The sequence below is a fragment of the Actinacidiphila acididurans genome (assembly GCF_016918855.1).
Classification (GTDB): Bacteria; Actinomycetota; Actinomycetes; order Streptomycetales; family Streptomycetaceae; genus Actinacidiphila; species Actinacidiphila acididurans.
Genome location: NZ_JADKYB010000008.1, coordinates 44,127 through 59,992, shown reverse-complemented (window position 1 = coordinate 59,992; position 15,866 = coordinate 44,127). Strand labels below are relative to the sequence as shown.

Here is a 15,866-nt window from a genome sequence, read left to right as displayed (position 1 = left end):
GAATCAGGTCGGGAGGGCCGGCCAGGTCGGACCGGCCGGACCGTGAGCGGACGCACCACGCCCTGTGATCCGGATCACCATTGCTGGGCTCATGCCAAGTTACGCACGAGTAGCAAGACCTGACCAGTTACTTGCGGGTAAAAAATCCGCGTCCTTGCGCCGGCTTCGCACCCGCCGGCACCCGCCCCGGCCACGCCGGCACTTCGCCTCGAGTACGGCGGCCCGTCACCGGCGGCCCGTCACCCCGCGCTTCCCGGACTGGAATGCCACAGCTTGCGGCCGGTCGGCGCGCTGTCCCCGGCGGGCCGCAGGTCGGCCCATGGATGGAGTTCGTAGCCGGTGGGCAGGTGAATACGGCGGTCGCCGCCCGGGCGCTCCGAAGCGTCCCGGTCCTCGTCGGCGCCCGTACGCGCCGCGGGCTCATCGGTCGCGTCGGCCGCCGAGGGCGCCCCCTCGGCGTCGCGGGCGAGCCGTTCCGCCACCGCCTCCAACCCTCCGGTGCGCCGCAGTTCCAGCAACTCGGCCAGGTTCCAGGCGGCCGCGCCGACCACGCTGAGGCTGCGCGGGCCGCGCTTTTGCACCACGCCGCGGACCAGCAGCAGGAAGGAGTGGAAGACGGTGTGGGCGCAGGCCTCGTGGCTGTCGTCGAAGAAGGCGCAGTCCACCAGGCCGGTGCCGTCGTCGAGGGTGGTGAAGATGACCCGGCGGCCGGAGCGGATCGGCGGGGTCTGGGTGGCCGCCTTGGCCCCGGCGACCAGCACGGTCTGCCCGTGCCGGACACCCCGCAACCGGCTGGCCGGCACCGCGCCGAGTTCGGCGAGGAAGGAGTGGTGATCGCCCATCAGGTGCCGGGAGGCGTCCAGGCCGAGGACGCCCAACTCGGCGCCCAGGCGCTCGCTCGCGTCCAGGTCGGGCAGGCCGGCCGGGGCGGCGCGGCCGTCGTCCCCGCCCAGCGGGAGCTGGCCCTCGTGGGCGCCCTTGGCCCGCCGCTGACGGTGGAGTTCGGCGATCTGCAGCAGCAGGTCGCGGCGATTGCCACCGAACGCGTCCAACGCGCCGACCTGGGCGAGTCGTTCGGCCAGCGGGCGGCCGGGGCGGGCCCGCTGCCAGAAGTCCTGGAGCGAGGAGTACGGCCGGCCCGTCACCAGGCGCCGGGTTTCGGGCTCGGTGATCCCCTGGACGTCCGCCAGCCCCAGCCGCAACCCCCAAGTTCCGGACACCAGTTCGATTCGATAATCGGAGTCGGACGCGTTGACGTCCAGCGGCAGCACCGGCACTCCCCGCCGCCTGGCGTCGGCGAGCAGCAGCCGCTTGGGATACATGCCGGGGTCGTGGGTGAGCAACCCGGCGTAGAAGGCCGCCGGCCGGTGCGCCTTGAGCCAGGCCGACTGGTAGGTGGGCACCGCGAAGGCGACGGCGTGCGCCTTGCAGAAGCCGTAGCTGCCGAACGCGGCCAGGATCTCCCAGGTGCGGCGGATCTCCTCGGGCGCGTAGCCGCGGGCCCGGGCCCGGGCGCCGAACCAGGCCATCACCTGTCCCTGCCGGTCCGGGTCGGACAGCGCGCGGCGCTGCTCGTCGGCCACCGCCAGGCCGCAGTCCGTCATCACGTGGAAGATCTTGATCACCTGTTCGTGGAAGACCACCACGCCGTAGGTCTCGCGCAGCACGTCGGCCAGGTCCGGGTGCGGGTAGCGGACCGGGGCGCGATGGTGCCGGGCCTCGATGAAGGGGCGCACCATGTCGGCGGCGACCGGGCCGGGCCGGAACAGCGAGATGTCGACCACCAGGTCGTGGAAGGAGTCCGGCTGGAGCCGCCCCACCAGGTCGCGCTGGCCCGGCGACTCGATCTGGAAGCAGCCCAGGGTCTCGGCGGAGCGGATGAGTTCGTACGTGGCCGGGTCGTGGTCGGTGGCGCGGGCCCGCTCGTCCAGGTCGATGTGCTCGCCAGTGGCCCGCTCGATCTCGCCGATCGCGTGCGCCATCGCGGACTGCATCCGTACCCCCAGCACGTCCAGCTTGAGCAGCCCGAGGTCCTCCACGTCGTCCTTGTCGAACTGGGCCATGGGGAAGCCCTCGCCGCTGGTGGGCATGACCGGGGTGCGGTCCAGCAGGGTCGCGTCCGACAGGAGTACGCCGCACGGGTGCATGGCGATCCCGCGCGGCAGGCCGTCCAGCGCCTCCACCAGCTCCCACAGCCGGCCGTGGTCCTCGCCGGCCACCGCGCGCAGTTCGGGCAGCTCGGCCAGGGCGGTGCGGGCGTCCTTGGCGCGGATGTGCGGGAAGGACTTGGCCAGCCGGTCGACGACCACCGGGTCCATGCCGAGGGCGGCGCCCACGTCGCGGATGGCGTGCCGGACCCGGTAGGTCTCGGGCATCGCCACAGTGGCGACGCGTTCGGCGCCGAACCGCTCGAAGATCGCGTGGTAGACCTCGATCCGGCGGGCGGACTCCACGTCGATGTCGATGTCGGGCAGCTCCCTGCGGCGGACGGACAGGAAGCGCTCCATGAGCAGGCCGTGCTCGACGGGGTCGGCGGTGGCGATGCCGAGCAGGTGGTTGACCAGCGAGCCGGCGCCCGAGCCGCGGGCGGCCACCCGTACCCCCAGCGTCCGGATGTCCTCGACGACCTGGCCGACGGTGAGGAAGTACGGGGCGTAGTCCAGCCGGCGGATGACGTCGAGCTCGGCCTCCATGCGCCGCCAGTAACGGCCCCGGTGGGCGTGACCCCGGCGGATCAGGCCGGCCGTGCAGCGGGCGTGCAGCACCCGGTCGGCGTCGCGGACGCCGCCGCCCACGGTGTCGGGCTCGGGGAAGTGCGGGCGGCCGATGCCCAGGTCGTCGCCGGGTTCCACCGCGCAGGCCGCGGCGGTCTCCTCGGTCGCGCGCAGCAGCTGGTGCGCGGCGGCCCGCCCCTGCCCCGCGGCCTCGGCGATCCGCTCGGCGATCCTGGCCATGTCGGTGGCGCCCTTGAGCCAGCGCTCGCCGTTGTCCAGGCGCTCGGGCCGGCGCACGTCGATGGGGATCAGCCGGCGGGCGGCGTCCAGGACATCGGCGACCTCGCCCTGGTCCGGGTCGGGGTAGCGCACGGCGTTGCTGAGCACCGCGGTGACGCCCTGGTCGGCGGCGAAGGCGAGGGTACGGGCGGCCAGCCGCAGCGAGCCGGGACCGGTGCCCTGCCGGTTGTGGCAGACGACCTCCAGCCGCAGCGCGGCGCCGAACAGCTCCCGCCAGGGCGCGAGGAGGCGGGCGGCCCGGTCGGGGCGGCCGGCCGACAGTGCGCGGCCGGCCTCGGAATCCGGGCCGAGCAGGACGAACAGGCCCGGTACGGTCCGGGGGTCCGCGGTCAGGTCGGCCCAATCCAGGCGGGGGCGGGGTCCGCCCGGCGAGGACCGGTCCGCGCCGCGGTGCGCGGCCGAGATCAGCCGGCACAGCGCGGCCCAGCCCGCCCGGTCCCGGGCGAGGAAGACGGCCCGGGGAGCGCTCTCGTCCACGAAGGCGCCGCCACGCACAGGTCCGCGCCGGGTGCCCGTACGGCCGTCCGGGCGCTCGCCAGGGCCGTCCTCGTACCCGGGCACGGCCAGGTCCGCGCCGAACAGGGGCCGCACCCCGACGCGCTCGCACGCCTTGGCGAAGCGGACCACCCCGGCCACGGTGTCCCGGTCGGTCAGCGCCAGCGCGTCCAGGCCGCGCTCGGCCGCCCGCTCCGCCAGGTCCTGCGCGTGCCCCGCTCCGTACCGCAGCGAGAACCCGGAGACCGCGTGCAGGTGCGTGAACCCGCCTGCGCCCATCCGTGCCTCCCGCTGCCCGCCCACCCCCGGTCCGACCGTCGCCCCCTCTCTCCTCCCCCCACCATAGACCAGACTTCGAACGTGCGTACGATCAGCTCGGTGACCCCGTCATGGTGTCGGACCTGCGCGAACACGGTCCCGCGGCCCCGGCGGCGCAGCCGGGTACGGGCGGGGTACGGGCGGGCGCGGGCAACTGCCGGACGGGAGGCGGCGCGTCAACGCGAGACGGCTTTGCCACGCCCAGGAATGAAGGAGGCCACCCTTGCGGGTGAAGGTCGGGAGGGGCGGAACACGGGCCGGACGGCACGCGTTGGCCCGTACGCCAGAACGAATCGCACCCGCCCGACCGGACAGACAGGAGCCGCCGCCATGACCCCGCCGACCGCCGACAGCCCACTGCTGGGCCTGCTGAAGGACCACCGCAACGGGGTGCTCGCCACCATGAAGAAGGACGGCAGGCCCCAGCTGTCCAACGTGTCGTTCACCTACGACGAGGCGACGCGGATCATCCGCATCTCGGTGACCGACACCCGCGTGAAGACCCGGAATCTGCGCCGGGACCCGCGGGCCAGCTTCTACGTGACGACCCCGAGCTTCGGCGCCTACCTGGTGGTGGAGGGGGATGCCGAGCTGTCCCCGGTGGCGGCCGATCCCCACGACGCGACCGTCGAGGAGCTCATACAGGTGTACCGGGCGATCGCCGGCGAGCACCCGGACTGGGACGAGTACCGGGCGGCCATGGTCGCCAACCAGCGGCTGGTCGTGCGGCTGCGCGCGGACCGGGTGTACGGCTTCGCGCCCGAGCAGGGGCTGGTCAGCGGCTCGCTGGACTGACCCGCGGTCCGGTACGGCCCGCCGCCCGGATCAGCCGGGCGGCGGCGGCCGCGAGCACGTCGGCCAGCTCCGGCGGTTCCATGACCTCGAACTCCACTCCGAGCAGTCCGGCGTACACGGCGAGTGACTCCAGCGACTCGAATCCGGTCCGCAGTTCGCACAGGTCCTCGCCGAGTTCCGTGACGGTGGCGAAGCCGTCCCAGGTGACGACCGCGTGGGCGGGAGCGTGCACGAGGATGCCGGCCTGGAAGCGGTAGGCGCGGGAGGTGACGCCCTTGGCGACGTATTCGGCGGCGTCCTCGGGCAGTTCGCGCGGGGTGAAGCGGGGTCCGGTGGGCGCCTTGGGCTCGATCCGGTCCACCCGGAAGGTCCGCCAGTCGGCGCGCTCGACGTCATGGGCGAGCAGGTACCAACGCCGGGCGTGGTGGACCAGCCGGTACGGTTCGACGGTCCGCCGACTGGCGGCGCCGTCGTGGTCGAGGTAGTCGAAGCGCAGTTGCTCGTGGTCGCGGCAGGCGGCGCCGATGACGGTGAGCACCTCCTGGGCCACCACGGGACCGGCGGTGCGCGGGCGGACGGTGACGGCCTGCATCGCCTGGACCCGGTGCCGGAGCCGGGCCGGGAGCACCTGTTCCAGCTTGGTCAGGGCGCGTACCGAGGTCTCCTCGATGCCCGCCACGCTGCCGCCTGCGCCGGTGCGCAGGCACAGCGCCACGGCCACCGCCTCCTCGTCGTCCAGCAGCAGCGGCGGAAGGGCGGCGCCCGCGCCGAGCCGGTAGCCGCCGGTGGTACCGGGGGCCGCGTGCACGGGATAGCCCAGCGCCCGCAGCCGGTCCACGTCGCGCCGGACCGTGCGCGGGGTGACGTCCAGCCGGGCGGCCAGTTCCGGCCCGGACCAGTCGCGGCGGGACTGGAGCAGGGAGAGCAGGCGCAGCAGCCGCGCCGACGTTTCCAGCATGCGCCCAGTGTGCCAGCGGCCTCGGACGGTCACCGGCCACGAGGCCGGCCGCAGCCGGGCCCGCCACGCACCGGCGCCCCCGCCGCGCAGGGTGCGGCGGGGGCGCCGGGGACGCTGGTGAACGACCGTCAGTAGACGCTCACGCCGTAGGCGCTGAGCGCCTCGGTGACCGGCTGGAAGAAGGTCGTGCCGCCGGAGGAGCAGTTGCCGCTGCCGCCGGAGGTCAGGCCGATGGCCTTGGTGCCGTCGTACAGCGGGCCGCCGCTGTCGCCGGGCTCGGCGCAGACGTTGGTCTGGATCAGACCGGAGACGATCTCGCCGCTGCCGTAGTTGACGGTGGCGTTGAGGGCCTGGACGGTGCCGCTGTGCACGCCGGTGGTGGAACCGCGGCGGGTGACGTGCTCACCGACGGTGGCGTTGGCGGCACTGGTGATGTCCTGGCTGCCGACCGTGCCGTCGTGGGCGATCGAGGAGTCGTAGCGGACGATGCCGTAGTCGTTGCCGGGGAAGGAGGTGCCGACCGTGGGGCCGATGTAGCTGCCGGAGCTGGTGTAGTAGTCCGGGTAGCCCTCGGTGCAGTGACCGGCGGTCAGGAAGTAGTAGGTGCTGCCGCTGCGGACGTTGAAGCCCAGGGAGCAGCGCCACTGGCTGGTGAGGATCGGGTCGCCGCCGGAAAGCAGCTTGCTGAAGGTGCCGTTGACGTGCGTGATGTGCACCGCGCTGCCGTAGCCCGCGGTGGACTGCTTCAGCTCGGCGAGCTGGGCGGACGTCACCCGGTCGTCGACGCTGACGTTGAGGGTGTGGCTGCTGGGGTCGACCGCCCAGGCGGTGCCCGCGATGTCCGCGGTCTTGACGGCGGTGCTCGCCTGCGCCACCTGAGCGGCAAGGGTGGCGGCGGGTACGGCCGGCGCCGAGGCGGCGGCGGAGGCCGAGGGGAGAGCGAATGCCGTGGCGGCCAGCAGGCCGGACGCAACAGCGAGCAGCTGTATGCGGCGGGATGACTTCACACGTTCCTCCCGTGGGGGTGGAGGCTGACTTGTCGATGCACTGTCAGACGCACTCCGATAACCGAACGCAACATGCGTCTGACAAGTACTCGGGAGTATTCAGGTCTCACAGGGAACACACAAGAGGGCTTTCCGGACCGGAATATGCGCGCCCAGCGGCGCCCCGGCGGCCGAAGTGACCGCCGGGGCGCGGGAAGTGAACCCGTCTCAGTGGCTGAGAACCGCGCGCTCCCCCGCCTCGAGCGCGAACGGCAGGGTGTTGCCGGGCGGCGGGAAGGGGCACAGGTATCCGTCCCCGAAGGCGCACGGCGGCAGCGCCGTACGGTTGAGGTCCACCGTCACCGAACCGTCGGCGGCCGGCGGCGCGGTGTGCAGGAACCGGAACCGGAAGCTGGTCTTCCCGCTGGTCAGGTCGGCGACCACGGCCCACAGCCGGCCGTCGTCCTCGACCGCGACGGCCAGGGTGTGCTCCTCGCCGTCGACGGTGAACACGAGGTCGCCGCGCAGGCCCAGATCGCGGGCGCGGCCGTCGGCGTTGGGCACGCGGACGGTCTGCGGGCCGGTTTCGTACGGCCGGAACACGCCGGGCACCACCCAGCGCGTGTCCCACCCGAAGGCGTCGATGCCGGTGAACGCCTGCCGCGCCGGGGCCTCGGGGTCCCAGACCCGCACCGCGAGCAGGCCCTCGCGGACCAGGGCCTGGACCTTGCGGCCGTCGGACAGCACCAGCGGCCGGCCCTCGGGTTCCAGGACGGTCGTCGCGCCGTCCACCTCGCGCACCACCTGGCCGTCCACCTGCCGCCACGTGCCCGGGAGTCCGGGGATCGCGCCGTCGTCGGCCAGGTCGTCCAGCCAGTGGGTGCCGGTCAGGGCCAGCGTGCCGTGCGGCGCGGAGACCGTCGCGGCGCGCTGCTCGCGCCACCGCGTCCAGTCGGCCTCGCCCGTCGCGGCTGCCGTCTGCATGCTCATGGATTCACGCCTTCCGGGGAAAGTTGTCGAAGGTCCAGCAGTTGTAGAAGGTGCCGAAAGTGCTGAAAATGCCGGCCGTGTGGAGCCGGCGGAGCTATCGGAGCCGTGGTAAATCGTCGCCGGTCGTCACCTGCGGTGGTACCGGGGGTGCCGGAGTGGGCAGCCCGAGATGGTCCCGCAGTGTGCTGCCGCGGTAGGCGGTGCGCAGCGCTCCCCGCGCCTGGAGCAGTGGAACGACCCGCTCGACGAAGAGATCGAGCCCGTGGCCGCCGGGAAGCGGGGCGGGGCGCAGCAGGAAGCCGTCGACCGCACCGGAGCGGAACCGCGCGACGAGCCGGGCGGCCAGCGCCTCGGGCTCGCCGGGGAGTCCGGCCGGCCCGTTCGCCCCGCCGGATTCGGCCGGCGGTTCGGCGCGTGCGGCGAGGGTGATGTCGATGCGGGCCAGGATCTTCGCGCCGGGGGGCGTGCGCTCCCCCGCGCCGGGCACCACCACCGCGCCGCCGTCGCACGGCCGGTCGAGCAGTACCACCTCGGGGGCGGCCGCGTCCGCAGGGCCGCCGATCGTCACGGGCCTGCTTTGCGGGCCGGTCGGTGCGGTGAACTCCGGTACGGCCAGGGCGGGTCCGGCCGCGCGTCCCGCGCTGAGCCGGTCGAGGGCGGCAAGGCGCCGGGCCAGGCCGTACGGGTCGCGGCCGCCGGGGTCGACGGCGGCGGCCAGCCCGATCCGTTCGGTGACCGCGGCAAGGGCGTTGAGCACGGTGAAGGGTTCCGGCCAGTTCCGCGCGTCCCGGCTGCTCGGCTCAGGTCCGGCCAGTGCCCCGGCTGCCGGCCCGGCCCGGGTGCCGGCCCCGAAGCCCGGCTGCCCTTCCCGAGGGGGCCCGCCGTCGCCCAGCAGCAGGAAGTCGAACCGTCCGCGTTCGGCGGCCCGGGCGAGCCGTACGTACGCCGCGAAGTCCGCCGCCCGCCCGTCCTCCGGCCAGGTCCCGGCCGTGCCCGGCCCGGGCAGTTCCACGGCCAGGTGCATCTCCCGTACGGGGCCGCCGTCGTGGGCGTCCGCGCGCCGCCCGGGCCGGCCGCCACCGGGCCGATCCGCCTGCGCCGCTCCGTAAGAGCCGGTCACGAGGCGGTCCCGCCGGTGACGGCGAGGCGGTCCGGGCCCGCCCCGTTCGCCGCGACGGCCGGATTCGCGTCCGAAGCGGTCACCGCGGCCCCCTCCTCCGCCCGCCCCGGCGTCCCGCGCAGCCCCAGGTGGTCGCGCAGCGCCGTCCCCGGGTGGAAGGAGCGGAACAGGCCGCGGTGCTGGAGGAGGGCGACCGTACCGTTGACGAAGCGTTCCAGGTCGCGAAGCGGCCGCACCGGTCGGATGTGGAAGCCGTCGACCGCGCCCGAGCGGTGCCAGCGGGTGACGAGGTCGGCCAGGTCGACCGGGCCGCCGCGAAAGAGGACGCCGTCGGCGCCGTCGGAGGTCGGCGCGGCCTCCGCCCCCGTTTCGGCGCCGAGTTCGCCGCCGCCGAGGTCGACGCGGAGTTCACCGAGCACCAGCAGCCGGTCCGGGTCGCGGCCGGCCTCGGCGACGAGCCGCCGTACCTCGGCCGCCACCGCAGCGGCTTCCTCGGGCCCGGTGGCCCGGACCAGGACCAGGTCGGCGTGGCGGGCCGCGACGGGGCGGGCGGCCGGTTCGGTGGCGTCGACCGCGGTGACCGGCCGGGCCGAGGCCCCGGGCAGCGGCCCGCCGTCCTCCCACGCCCGGGCCAGCGCCGCCGCGGTGCGCGCCGCGTTCCGCCACCGGAAAGCCGCGCGCTCGGCGGCCCGTTCGGCCACCCGCTCCGCGGCCCGGCGCCGGGCCGCCGCGGTGCCGCCCCGCATCCGCCGCGTGCCCTTATCCGTATCCGTACGCACGCCGCTCCCGTTCCCGCCCGGGTCGTCCGCCGGGACCGCGAGCGTCCAGCCGGCCCGCCCCCGGCTCACCCAGTCCAGCGTGGCCACGGCGAGCGCGACCTCGAACGGCTCGGTCCCGGCGGACGGTACGGACACGGCCGGAACGAGGCCGATCCGGTCGGTGGCGGGGGCGACCCGGGCGAGGGCGGCCAGGGCGTCGAGCGCGTCGGGACCCGCCGGCCCGGGGCCACCGGACCCCTGCTCCGGCAGGCCCAGCGTGACGAAGTCCAGCGCTCCGCTCTCGGCGAGCCGGGCCAGGTCCACGACATGGGACGCGTCGAACGGCGTACCGCCGTCAATGGCGGCGGCCAGGTGGAGGGCGCGGGCGCGACGCAACCCGCCGGAAGGCGGAGAAGGCCGGGAAGGCAGCGAAGGCGGAGAAGGCCGGGAAGGCCCTGACGGCCCGGCGGTGGACGGCAAAGGCGCGGCGGAATGATGATCGGCAGGCATGCGAAGGCTCCGTGGACACGCGGACGAGGCGGGGGGTCGCCTTCACACAGCCGCCGCGTCCCTCAACGCGGCTGGGCCTCCAAGGGCTTGACACGAGGCTAAGCCGGGGCGGTCACCAACTGTCAAGCATGTCCGACAGGTGGACAGCGCGTCTCATATCCAGCGGACGCCGGTTGACGGATCGCCCGCGCGACTGCTCCACTGGGCCCATGCGCAGCGCTGAGCTGGTCATCCGCGGCCACATCGACTTCGGTCGGGTGTGGTCGTCCTCGTGTTGTCGCCGCTGACCGTCCCCGGTGGTGCCGTACAGCGGCGCCCGACGGATCGTCCCGTCCTCACACACGCCTGATCCAGCTCGCCCCGGCCCCTCCCTCGGGCCCCAGCGCACGTACGGCGCCACCGCGCCGCCTCCGAACCCGCCGTCCGCGCTAGTGAAGCGGCAACGCAGCATCATTGACGTTCGTACGGCCGCGCCCGCACCGCGCGCGGCCGTAACGCCCTCGCCCCTCAGCAACCGCAGTCGCAGCACCCCGCGCACTCGCAGCATTCGCAGCACTCACAGGCGTCGCAGTCACAGCAGTCGCAGTCGCAGTCGTCGCACCAGGCCTCGCGCCGCCGACCGGTCCACGGGTCGTCGTGGTCCCGGCAGCACAACTGGCAGGTGCAGCACAGGCCGGCCCACACCGCGCAGCCGGCCAGCAGACCCCTGCGGCGCGGCGGCTCGGGCGGCGGGAAACCGCCGTGGCCGCCCGGCCCCCCGGGCGCGTAGGGGTTGCCCGGGCCGTACGGACCGCCGGGCGCGTAAGGGCTTTCGGTGTACGGGTTGTTCCGGAACGGGTTGCCCGGCGGCGGCATCTGCGCGGCGCCGGACGCGTGGCCGTGGCCGCCGCCGTGCCCGTGCGCGCACACGCCCCCGCCGAACGCCCGGTCCACCGAGCGGCCCAGTTCGTGCACGAGCAGCAGGTGCGCGAGCTTGCCGCTGACCGTGTCCGTGAACTCCACGTCCCGCAGTGCGAGATGGACGCCGTGCACCGCGTCGTCGCACAGCCGGCGGGCCTCGTCGAGTCCGGTGCCGGTCGCGGTCAGCGGGTTCCAGGCGCCCGAGCGGGTGTCCTCCGCCAGGTCCTCGACGGCGTCCAGCAGGTGGGCGAGGCGGCCGAAGAGGCGGCCGGCCTCCTCCAGCGGCTCCTTGTTGCCGGGCCGGCCGGCGAGCACCGCGGTGTGGCCGAAGGCGGCGGCGGTCGCGGTCTCGGTGGGCTCGGTGACGGCGAGCAGCGAGGTGCCCGGCCCGGCGACGGCCTCGATACCGCCCTGCCGCTCGACCGCGTCGAGCAGCACCGCGGTGTCGAAGCCGACCGATCCGCCGGTCCGCGCGCCCGCCCGGTCCCAGCGGCGGGCCACCTGCCGGGCCGCCGCGGCGACCGGCCGCCGGCCGAAGGCGCCGTCGGCGTCCTCGACATGGTCGCGGACCTTCGCCGAGGCGAGCGCCAGCGAGACCGCGGCGGCCAGCCGGGCGCCCTCGCCGGTGGCGACCGGGGCGGTGCGCATGCCGCGCAGCGGGCAGGGCCCTGCCGTGCGGCGCGCGTCGTCCGCGGGCGTGGACTGCGCCTCCACGAGGACGGAGATGACCAGCCCGTCGTAATTGGTCGCGACGCGGGCCAGCTGCCCATGGCCGTCGCGCAGTGCCAGGCACAGCCCGCACAGGTGGGCCAGCCAGGAGGCGGCCATCCCTTCGGACATGCGGTGCCGACAGGGCCTGATGATGCCGAACATGGTGAATCCCCCGTGATACGTGCCATGGTTGCCATGACCGCGGCCGCCACCATTGCCGCGATTGCCGGTCATGTTATCGGCCCGTCACACCGACTTGCCGGGCCCCTCGATGCGCCTCGCAGGCCCCGCGCAGGCCCCGCGCAGGCCCGTCAACCGTGCCCGTACGGTCGCTCGCCCGGTCTCCCGTGCCCCCGCCGTACCGTCCGCCGCAGACGTTCACGCGCATGGTGTCGTACCCATGGGGCAGGGTGTTCGTACGGCCGTACGGCCGTGGTTTTCACCCGGACGTGGAGGGGCTCAACCATCGGTGCGTCACCTTGCGTACCTCTGTGTCCGGCTGACGGTGCGCCACTATCGTGTGTGCCAGTACCGTCACAAGTCGCCCGTGCGGCGGCTAACCGCTTGGCGCGCCCCCCATCTCATGGATGACGATATGACAAGCGGACGGTACTGACCGCGTGCGAGAGAGGAGGCGTCCATGGGATCGGTTCGACGGGCGAGTGCCTGGCTGGGCCTCGTCGACGACAACGGCGGCGGCGAGGGTTACTACGACGAGGAGTACGCCGACTACGGCGAGAACTCCGGGCGTCAGCGAACCGCCGACGTGTGGGTCACCGACCCGCGGGTGCGGGTGGCCAGCGAGGCGGCGCACGAGCAGGGCAACCGGATCGCCACGGTGACCCCGGACGGCTTCCGGGACGCGCGCGGCATCGGCGAGCTGTTCCGGGACGGTGTGCCGGTCATCGTCAACCTCACCGCCATGGACCCGTCCGACGCCAAGCGCGTGGTGGACTTCGCCGCGGGCCTGACGTTCGGGCTGCGCGGGTCCATCGAGCGGGTCGCCAACCGCGTCTTCCTGCTCACCCCGGCGGACTACTCGATCATGAACGCCGACGCCCGCCGCGGTGGCGACGGCTTCTTCAACCAGAGCTGACCCGGGCCTCCCGCCGGCGCACGCCCGCGCGGGCGGCTCGGGCCCCGGCCCGGGTCCGGACGCACGGCCGGTACGAGCCCCGGTACGACCCTGCGCGCCCTCAGCCGCGGAAGGCGTCGAGTCCGGTGAGCGCCTTGCCCAGCACGAGCTGGTGCATCTCCACCGTGCCCTCGTACGTGAGCACGGACTCCAGGTTGGTCGCGTGCCGCATCACCGGGTACTCCAGGGAGATCCCGTTGGCGCCGAGGATCGTGCGCGCGGTGCGGCAGATCCCGATCGCCTCCCTGACGTTGTTGAGCTTGCCGAAGCTGACCTGTTCCGGCCGCAGCGTCCCGGCGTCCATCCGGCGCCCGAGGTGGTGGGCGAGCAAGATCCCCTTGTGCAGTTCCACCGCCATGTCGGCGAGTTTGGCCTGGGTGAGCTGGAAGCCCCCGATCGGCCGGCCGAACTGCTCCCGGCTCGTCGCGTAGTCGAGCGCCGCCTCGAAGCTGGCCCGCGCCGCGCCCATGGCGCCCCACACGATCCCGTACCGCGCGTGGTTCAGGCAGCTCAGCGGACCGCCCAGACCGGTGGCGCCGGGCAGTGCCGCGTCGGCGGGCAGCCGCACCCCGTCCAGGACGAGTTCGCTGGTGACCGAGGCGCGCAGGCTCCACTTGTGCCGGATCTCCGGCGCTGAGAAGCCCGGCGCGTCCGCGGGGACCAGGAAGCCGCGCACGCCGTCCTCGGTGCGGGCCCACACCACGGCGACACCGGCCACCGAGCCGTTGGTGATCCACATCTTGCGACCGGTCAGCACCCAGTCGGAGCCGTCGCGCACCGCGCGGGTGCGCATGCCCGCCGGGTCGGAGCCGTGGTCGGGCTCGGTCAGGCCGAAGCAGCCGATCACCTCGCCGGCCGCCATCCGCGGCAGCCACTGCTCCTTCTGCTCCGGCGAGCCGTAGCGGTGGATCGCGTACATCGCCAGCGAGCCCTGGACGGACACCAGGGAGCGGATGCCGGAGTCGGCGGCCTCCAGCTCCAGGCAGGCCAGGCCGTACTGGACGGCGCTCGCGCCGGCGCAGCCGTAGCCGGTCAGCGACATGCCCAGCGCCCCGATCGCGCCGAGTTCGCGGGCGAGTTCGCGGATCACCGGCAGCTCGCCGCGTTCGTACCAGTCGGCGACGTACGGCAGCACCCGCTCGGCGGCGAAGGTCCGCACGGTGTCACGGACCGCGCGGTCCTCCGGGTCGAGCAGGTCGTCCAGGCCCAGCGGGTCGCGCGGGTCGAAGGGCACGGTGGCCTTGGCGGCGGACATGACCAGACCGTACAGCCGCCCCGGACGCGGGCCGTACCCGGGGCAAGCCGTACCTGCGGCGATCGCGCCGAATGTACGAAGTCCGCGCCGCCCGTCCGGCGGCCGGCCGCGACGTGTCCCAGGTCACGGCGGGCCCCGGCCGCCGAAGCGACGCCTGGGTGGGCTGCGGGGAAACATCAGGGAAAGGACAAAGAAATAAGCGATAAATAAGAACACGGCGCAGCGGCTATCGGGGCCCGAACATAAACTCCATCTGTTCCCGCATTCACCCCAAAGGGCCGCCGCCAATGGGGTGGTGAGACGCACTCCACATCACATCGTCATTACAAAGCAGCCCGTTCGGCCGATCTATGCCATCACACGCTGTAGCGTCGTTTGAGTGCGTACCGATGAGAGTCTCCACCGCACGGCGGAGCGCCACCCGCCCGTCCGCGATCTGCCGCGGATGAGCCGGACCCGGATCTGGCTGTTCGGCCTGACCCTGGCGGTCTACGTGGCCATCGTCGTGGGCGTCGTCACCACCTCCAAGCTGGTGACGCTCGACTGGCAGGTCATGCTCTGGCGTCCGTACAAGCAGTGGCCGCAGATCCACGCATTTCTGGACTATTTCGTGGTTCTCGGTCAGCGCGGCCCGACCGCGGTGCTGGTGCTGGCCTGGCTGGGCTGGCGGGCATGGCGTCATCGCACACTGCATCCGCTGCTGGTGCTGGGGACATCGCTGCTGCTGCTGAACTGCACGGTGGGCGCGGTGAAATACGGTCTCGGCCGACTCGGGCCGCATTACGCGACGACTGTCGGTTCGGCGGAGATGTTCGCGGGCGGCGATATATTCCCTTCGGGTCACACCGCCAACGCGGTGGTGACATGGGGGGTGCTGGCGTATCTGGCCACCACTCCGCGGGCCCGGCGGCTGGGCTCGGTGATCAGCGCGCTGCTGGCCCTCGGGGTCGGCGCGACCACGGTCTATCTCGGTACGCACTGGGTCAGCGACGTGCTGCTCGGCTGGGCGGCCGGGTTGCTGATCCTGCTGGCCCTGCCCTGGTTCGAGCCCGCGATGGCCCGCGCCGAGGAACTCATCACGGCCGGCTGGGGACTGCTGCGCGAGCGCTGGGCGCGCCGCCGTGCGCGGGCCGCGGGCGCGGCCGCACTGGTGCCGCAGCGCGGCCCGCAGGACGGCAAGCGGTCCTCCGGTACGCAGGTCGGCGACCTGGAGCCGGTCGCCGCGGGCCCCCGGGGCGCGGTCGGCACCGCCGCCGCGACGGCCAACGGCCCGCACGCGCCGAGCCGCCCGCCCACCGGCCGCAACGAGCGCACCCCGATCACCCCGGTCGGCAGCCGCCGCCCGCCGGTCGACCGGCTGGTCCGGCCGACACCGCTGGTCCACCAGCAGGTCCGCGGCCGGGGCATCGCCGGCTGAGGGCAGGGTGCCGCCGCCCCTCGTTCCATAGCCGCGAGCCGCGACCAGGCCCGATGCCGCGAAACCCGCATCCCTGTGACGGGTCCGGTCCTCGAGGGGGCCGGACCCGTTCGGCGTTCCCGGCTCGGTTCGCAGCTCAGGACCCGTCCGCAGCTCAGGACCCGTCCGGAGCTCAGGGCCTGATCCGGAGCCCAGGGCCCGCCCCGCACGGGCTGCGTACGGCGCCGCGATCAGCCCATCCAGCAGCGCGTTACGGAGTCGCCGGAAACCGTGAAGTTCAGCCGGCCCACCACGTACTCCATGGTGACCACGGCGTCCGGTGGGAGGCTGCGGACGGTGCTCCAGCCGTGTTCGCGGGCCCGCCGCTCGGCCTGCTCAGGGGTGAGGCCGAGGTACGCGTTCAGGTCGTCATGCGGATTGCCGCCGGGCGGCACGTCGGTGTGCGATGCCATGCAGCCACGGTATTCCGGCGATTACCGGCCTCGCGCTGAATTTGCTGTGCAC

The 15,866-nt window shown here is 73.9% G+C and carries 12 protein-coding genes; 3 read left to right on the top strand and 9 right to left on the bottom strand.

Annotated elements, in window-relative coordinates; genetic code table 11:
- Nucleotides 1-239 precede the first annotated feature (239 nt).
- The gene (locus ITX44_RS16350; protein ID WP_205357968.1) at nt 240-3,788 is read right to left on the bottom strand and encodes a DNA polymerase III subunit alpha; all 3,549 of its coding nucleotides are present in this window, start codon (nt 3,786-3,788) and stop codon (nt 240-242) included.
- Nucleotides 3,789-4,157: 369 nt separating this feature from the next.
- Here ITX44_RS16350 and ITX44_RS16345 point away from each other — a divergent pair, with 369 nt between their 5' ends.
- Entirely contained in the window at nt 4,158-4,622 is a 465-nt protein-coding gene (locus tag ITX44_RS16345; protein WP_205357967.1) for a PPOX class F420-dependent oxidoreductase, read from the top strand.
- Here the strand turns inward: ITX44_RS16345 and ITX44_RS16340 are convergent.
- The 6 genes from ITX44_RS16340 to ITX44_RS16315 form a co-directional block, all read right to left on the bottom strand.
- A complete protein-coding gene (locus tag ITX44_RS16340) occupies nt 4,603-5,580 on the bottom strand; it encodes a helix-turn-helix transcriptional regulator (protein ID WP_205357966.1) in 978 nt (325 codons plus the stop codon). The two genes, ITX44_RS16345 and ITX44_RS16340, sit on opposite strands and share 20 nt — an antisense overlap.
- A gap of 128 nt (nt 5,581-5,708) precedes the next feature.
- Complete coding sequence (locus ITX44_RS16335) at nt 5,709-6,587, bottom strand: S1 family peptidase (RefSeq protein WP_205357965.1); 879 nt, start codon at nt 6,585-6,587, stop codon at nt 5,709-5,711.
- A 207-nt stretch (nt 6,588-6,794) separates the two neighbouring features.
- Nucleotides 6,795-7,550 (bottom strand): DUF1684 domain-containing protein, encoded by a 756-nt coding sequence (locus ITX44_RS16330; RefSeq protein ID WP_205358222.1) that lies wholly within the window; start codon nt 7,548-7,550, stop codon nt 6,795-6,797.
- A 100-nt stretch (nt 7,551-7,650) separates the two neighbouring features.
- Complete coding sequence (locus tag ITX44_RS42630) at nt 7,651-8,676, bottom strand: LLM class flavin-dependent oxidoreductase (protein ID WP_307795299.1); 1,026 nt, start codon at nt 8,674-8,676, stop codon at nt 7,651-7,653.
- Complete coding sequence (locus ITX44_RS16320; RefSeq protein WP_236060772.1) at nt 8,673-9,830, bottom strand: LLM class flavin-dependent oxidoreductase; 1,158 nt, start codon at nt 9,828-9,830, stop codon at nt 8,673-8,675. Before ITX44_RS16320 ends, ITX44_RS42630 begins: the two co-directional genes overlap by 4 nt.
- A 621-nt stretch (nt 9,831-10,451) precedes the next feature.
- Complete coding sequence (locus tag ITX44_RS16315; RefSeq protein ID WP_205357963.1) at nt 10,452-11,717, bottom strand: DUF5685 family protein; 1,266 nt, start codon at nt 11,715-11,717, stop codon at nt 10,452-10,454.
- 478 nt (nt 11,718-12,195) lie between these two features.
- Between ITX44_RS16315 and ITX44_RS16310 the strand changes: the two genes are divergently transcribed.
- Nucleotides 12,196-12,651: a cell division protein SepF gene (locus ITX44_RS16310; protein ID WP_205357962.1), complete on the top strand. Its 456-nt coding sequence runs from the start codon at nt 12,196-12,198 to the stop codon at nt 12,649-12,651.
- A 100-nt stretch (nt 12,652-12,751) separates the two neighbouring features.
- Here ITX44_RS16310 and ITX44_RS16305 read toward each other — a convergent pair whose 3' ends face one another.
- On the bottom strand, nt 12,752-13,945 hold the full coding sequence (locus ITX44_RS16305) for an acyl-CoA dehydrogenase family protein (protein WP_205357961.1): 1,194 nt from the start codon (nt 13,943-13,945) through the stop codon (nt 12,752-12,754).
- Between the two features lie 379 nt (nt 13,946-14,324).
- Here ITX44_RS16305 and ITX44_RS16300 point away from each other — a divergent pair, with 379 nt between their 5' ends.
- On the top strand, nt 14,325-15,362 hold the full coding sequence (locus ITX44_RS16300; RefSeq protein ID WP_307795298.1) for a phosphatase PAP2 family protein: 1,038 nt from the start codon (nt 14,325-14,327) through the stop codon (nt 15,360-15,362).
- 230 nt (nt 15,363-15,592) lie between these two features.
- Here the strand turns inward: ITX44_RS16300 and ITX44_RS16295 are convergent, their stop codons facing one another.
- Nucleotides 15,593-15,814, bottom strand: coding sequence for a proteinase inhibitor I78 (locus ITX44_RS16295; RefSeq protein ID WP_205357960.1), 222 nt, complete (start codon nt 15,812-15,814; stop codon nt 15,593-15,595).
- Nucleotides 15,815-15,866: the final 52 nt, after the last annotated feature.

Excerpts from the sequence above, each read along its gene's own strand:
- ITX44_RS16350 (WP_205357968.1), bottom strand. The coding sequence starts at position 3,788 with ATGGGCGCAGGCGGGTTCACGCACCTGCACGCGGTCTCCGGGTTCTCG.
- ITX44_RS16345 (WP_205357967.1), top strand. The coding sequence starts at position 4,158 with ATGACCCCGCCGACCGCCGACAGCCCACTGCTGGGCCTGCTGAAGGAC.
- ITX44_RS16340 (WP_205357966.1), bottom strand. The coding sequence starts at position 5,580 with ATGCTGGAAACGTCGGCGCGGCTGCTGCGCCTGCTCTCCCTGCTCCAG.
- ITX44_RS16330 (WP_205358222.1), bottom strand. The coding sequence starts at position 7,550 with ATGCAGACGGCAGCCGCGACGGGCGAGGCCGACTGGACGCGGTGGCGC.
- ITX44_RS16315 (WP_205357963.1), bottom strand. The coding sequence starts at position 11,717 with ATGTTCGGCATCATCAGGCCCTGTCGGCACCGCATGTCCGAAGGGATG.
- ITX44_RS16310 (WP_205357962.1), top strand. The coding sequence starts at position 12,196 with ATGGGATCGGTTCGACGGGCGAGTGCCTGGCTGGGCCTCGTCGACGAC.
- ITX44_RS16305 (WP_205357961.1), bottom strand. The coding sequence starts at position 13,945 with ATGTCCGCCGCCAAGGCCACCGTGCCCTTCGACCCGCGCGACCCGCTG.
- ITX44_RS16295 (WP_205357960.1), bottom strand. The coding sequence starts at position 15,814 with ATGGCATCGCACACCGACGTGCCGCCCGGCGGCAATCCGCATGACGAC.